Origin of the sequence: Burkholderia sp. (assembly GCF_018375725.1) — a bacterium.
Lineage (GTDB): Bacteria > Pseudomonadota > Gammaproteobacteria > Burkholderiales > Burkholderiaceae > Burkholderia.
Genome location: NZ_JAHACR010000357.1, coordinates 1 through 3,965 on the forward strand (window position 1 = coordinate 1; position 3,965 = coordinate 3,965).

Annotated in this window: 5 protein-coding genes; all 5 read left to right on the plus strand. The window is 70.0% G+C overall.

Annotated features, from left to right (window positions below):
* Positions 1-844, plus strand: an 844-nt coding sequence (locus KH616_RS22600) for an ATP-binding protein (protein WP_292252131.1), incomplete at its 5' end; no start/stop codon positions are given.
* Entirely contained in the window at positions 837-1,535 is a 699-nt protein-coding gene (gene kdpE, locus KH616_RS22605; RefSeq protein ID WP_292252132.1) for a two-component system response regulator KdpE, read from the plus strand. The genes KH616_RS22600 and kdpE, both read left to right, overlap by 8 nt.
* 130 nt (positions 1,536-1,665) lie before the next feature.
* On the plus strand, positions 1,666-1,953 hold the full coding sequence (locus KH616_RS22610) for a DUF333 domain-containing protein (protein ID WP_292252133.1): 288 nt from the start codon (positions 1,666-1,668) through the stop codon (positions 1,951-1,953).
* A gap of 221 nt (positions 1,954-2,174) precedes the next feature.
* Positions 2,175-2,792 carry a DUF4126 domain-containing protein gene (locus tag KH616_RS22615; protein ID WP_292252134.1) on the plus strand — a complete coding sequence of 206 codons (618 nt, stop codon included), beginning with the start codon at positions 2,175-2,177 and terminating at the stop codon, positions 2,790-2,792.
* A gap of 134 nt (positions 2,793-2,926) precedes the next feature.
* Positions 2,927-3,965 (plus strand): FtsX-like permease family protein (locus KH616_RS22620; RefSeq protein WP_292252135.1); only part of this gene is annotated, 1,039 nt, incomplete at its 3' end.

The following is a 3,965-nucleotide window of genomic DNA, read 5'->3' on the forward strand; positions in this document are numbered from 1 at the left end:
CAGCATGGAATCGGAGCGGCTGCGCAACTCGCTACTGTCGGCCATCTCGCACGATCTGCGCAAGCCGCTGACGACGATCGTCGGCTTCTCGTCGATGCTGGCAAACGCGCGCGAGGGGATGCGGAACGGCGATGCGGTCGCGCCGCAGCGGTTCGGGCCGCGCGAGGACGCGCTCGTCGACGCCATTCACGACGAAGCGCTGCGCATGACGGGCATCGTCACGAACCTGCTCGACATGGCGCGGCTGCAGGCGGGCAGCCTGCAGCTCAAGCGCCAGTGGTCGCTGCTCGAGGAAACCGTCGGCGCTGCACTCGCTGCGTGCAGGCGCGTGCTCGCGCGCCATCCGGCACGCGTCGCGCTGCCGGCCGACCTGCCGCTGCTGCAGATGGACGCGGTGCTGATGGAGCGGCTGTTCACCAATCTGTTCGAGAATGCCGCGAAGTACACGCCACCGGACACGCCGATCGAGATCGGCGCGGAACGTGTTGCGGATGACGGCCTGCCATTCGTGCGCGTCCACGTCGACGATCACGGCCCCGGCCTGCCGCCGGGCATGGAAACGCGCATCTTCGACAAGTTCACGCGCGGCGAGAAGGAATCGGCGACGCCGGGCATCGGTCTCGGGCTTGCGATCTGTCGCGCGATCGTCGAGGCGCACGGCGGTAGAATCGGCGCGCTCAACCGCACTGCGCCGGACGGCCGCGTGACGGGCGCGCGCTTCTGGTTCACGCTGCCGGTCGAGACGCCGCCGCCGGCGCCGGCCGCAGCCGATGAAGAAGCCGAGGCGCTGCACGCGTTGCCGTCCGCATTGTCACCTTCCGATCCACCGCACGCCGATGAGTGAACCGAGCCTGACCGTCGTCCTGATCGAGGACGAAAAGCAGATCCGCCGTTTCGTGCGCGCGGCGCTCGAAGAGGAGGGCATCGCCGTGTTCGAGACCGAGACCGGCAAGCAGGGCCTCATCGACGCGGCGACGCGCAGGCCGGATCTCGTGATCGTCGACCTTGGCCTGCCGGATACCGACGGCCTCGATGTGATCCGCGAACTGCGCGGCTGGTCCGAGGTGCCGGTGATCGTGTTGTCCGCGCGCACGCAGGAGGATGAAAAGGTCGCCGCGCTCGATGCGGGGGCGGACGATTATCTGACCAAGCCGTTCGGCGTGTCCGAGTTGCGGGCGCGCATCCGTGCGCAACTGCGGCGGCGCAACCAGGGCGGCGCGAACGAATCGCCGCAGGTGCATTTCGGCACCGTGGCCGTCGATCTCGCGATGCGCCAGGTGTGGCGCGACGGCGAGATCGTGCACCTGACGCCGCTCGAATACCGCCTGCTCGCGACGCTCGTGCGCCATGCCGGCCGCGTGCTGACGCACCGCCAGCTGTTGCGCGAAGTGTGGGGGCCGTCGCACGTCGAGAGCCATCACTATCTGCGCATCTACATGGCGCATCTGCGGCAGAAGCTCGAACGCGACCCGGCGCAGCCGGAATACATCGTCACCGAGACGGGGGTCGGCTACCGGCTGGTCGGCGCGGCCTGAGCGCCGCGCGGCGCATCGGCGGTCGATGCGTCCCGCAGGCGGTCGACGTGCCGCGCGCCCATGCGAGGCCACACTGCGCGCGAATTCCCCGTTATGCTGACCGTTCCGCGAACGGAACGAGGAGGGTGCGATGCTGATCCGTCTGGCAACCTGTTGCGCGCTGGCGTTTGCCGCGTCCGGCGCGACCGCCCAGCCGCTGCCGCCCGGGCAGTCGCAACCGTCGCCGCCGTCGGTCGCGATGGCCAACCCGGCGTCGGTGAACTGCACGAAGCTCGGCGGACGCCATGTGATCCGACGTATGCCCGGCGGCGAAATCGGGATGTGCGTGTTCAAGGACGGCCGCACATGCGAGGAATGGGCGCTGTATCGCGACGATCGCTGTGTCGGGACGGCCGTGCCGAAACGCGTGTCGAAATGACCGTGCCGCCCGCGCCGCGATAACCCGCTTTAGGGGCTTTTCCTCACAGGGCGTTGCGCCGGACGGCCGGATCCCCCGTCTATAATGGAACGCATTCGATCCTGAATGCCGTGCCGCCGCGCTTGCCGCGTCGCGGCTCGGCGGCGCCGCCGGCGGCCTACGCGCCGCGCGGCGAGCAACGTTGATCGGCTATAGCGCACGCGACGTGCAAGGAGAGGGCCATGGTCGAAGCCATTTCGCTCGGCGCGGGGCTGGCATGGGCGAGCGGCCTGCGCCTGTACCTGACGGTGCTGATCGCAGGCGTGCTGGCGCGGGCCGGCTGGCTCCATCTGCCTGACACGCTCGCCGTCCTGACCTCGCCGTGGGTGATCGGCGCCGCGGCCGTGCTTGCCGTGGCCGAATTCCTTGCCGACAAGATTCCCGCCTTCGATTCGCTGTGGGATGCAGTGCAGACGTTCATCCGCATTCCCGCCGGCGCCGTGCTCGCGGCCGGCGCGCTCGGTCATGCCGATCCGGCGATGCTCGCCGTCGCCGGGCTCGCGGGCGGCACGCTCGCCGGCACGGCGCACATCGCCAAAGCCGGCACGCGCGCACTCATCAACCTGTCTCCTGAGCCGATCTCGAACTGGATCGCGTCGTCGACCGAGGACGGACTCGTGTTCGGCGGCCTGGCGCTCGCGTTCTTCGCGCCGCTCCTGTTTCTCGTGCTGCTGGCGGGCTTTGTCGCCGGCTCGGTGTGGGCGTTGCCGCGTCTGTGGCGCGGCGTGTCGGGTGGCTTCCGGGGCATGGCGAACCATATGGTGACGCGGCTCAATTCCTACGGGGGCAAGCAGGATTGAAGGGGCGGCCATCCGTGGGGCGGCCATCCGTGGGGCGGCCAGCCGTCGAGCATTCTTCGACGCGGCGCGACGATCACGAGCCGGCGCATGCCGGCCGATTCGGCTGGCGGGATCTGATCCGGCAGGCCGCGCGCATGACCGGGCGCGACTGGCGCGCGGGCGAGCTGACGCTGCTCATGCTCGCGCTGGTGCTGGCGGTCGCTGCGCTGACGAGCGTCGGTTTTCTCGCCGACCGCCTGCATCAGGGGCTCGAGCGCGACGCACGGCAGATGCTCGGCGCCGATTTCGTCGTGCGCGGCGATCATCCCGTCGATCCCGTATTCGACCGTGAGGCGCGCGCCCTCGGTTTGCGCGTCGCGACAACGGCGATTTTTCCCAGCATGATCGGCGCGGCAGCGGGCGCGCAAGCGGGCGACGCGCCGCGTGCGCGGCTGGCCGCCGTGAAAGCCGTGTCGGCGGACTACCCGTTGCGCGGCGCGGTCGAGATCCTCCCGGCGGCGGGCGCGCACGCGCGCAAAGCCGCCGCGATTCCCGCACCCGGCACCGTCTGGGCCGACCCCGCGCTGCTCGATGCGCTGCGTCTGAACATCGGCGATACCGTGCGCGTCGGGTTGCGCACCTTGACGGTCGCCGCCTCGATCGTTCGCGAGCTCGACCGCGGCTTCTCGTTCGTCAATTTCTCGCCACGCCTGATGATGCGCGCGGACGAGCTCGCGTCGACCGGGCTGGCCGGCTACGGCAGCCGCGTCACATACCGGCTGCTGGTCGCTGGCGACGACGCGGCGGTCGAGCGGTTCGAAGCCTGGGCGCATGCGCGGGTCGATGACGGCAAGCTGCGGGGCGTCGGCCTCGAATCGCTGCAGGAAGGTCAGCCGCAGGTGCGGCAGACGCTCGATCGGGCGCGCCACTTTCTCACGCTCGTGGCCATGCTGACCGCACTGCTGTCCGCGGTTGCGATCGCGATGGCGGCGCAGCGGTATATGCGGCGTCATCTCGACGGTTGTGCGACGATGCGCTGCCTCGGCGTCAGCCGCCGCACGCTCGGCGCACTGTTTGCGCTCGAATTCCTGGGCGTCGGCCTCGCGGGCGGCGTGATCGGCGCGCTGCTCGGCTATGGCGGCCACTGGATCCTGCTCGAGGCGCTCGGCAGCCTGATCGATGTCGCACTGCCGC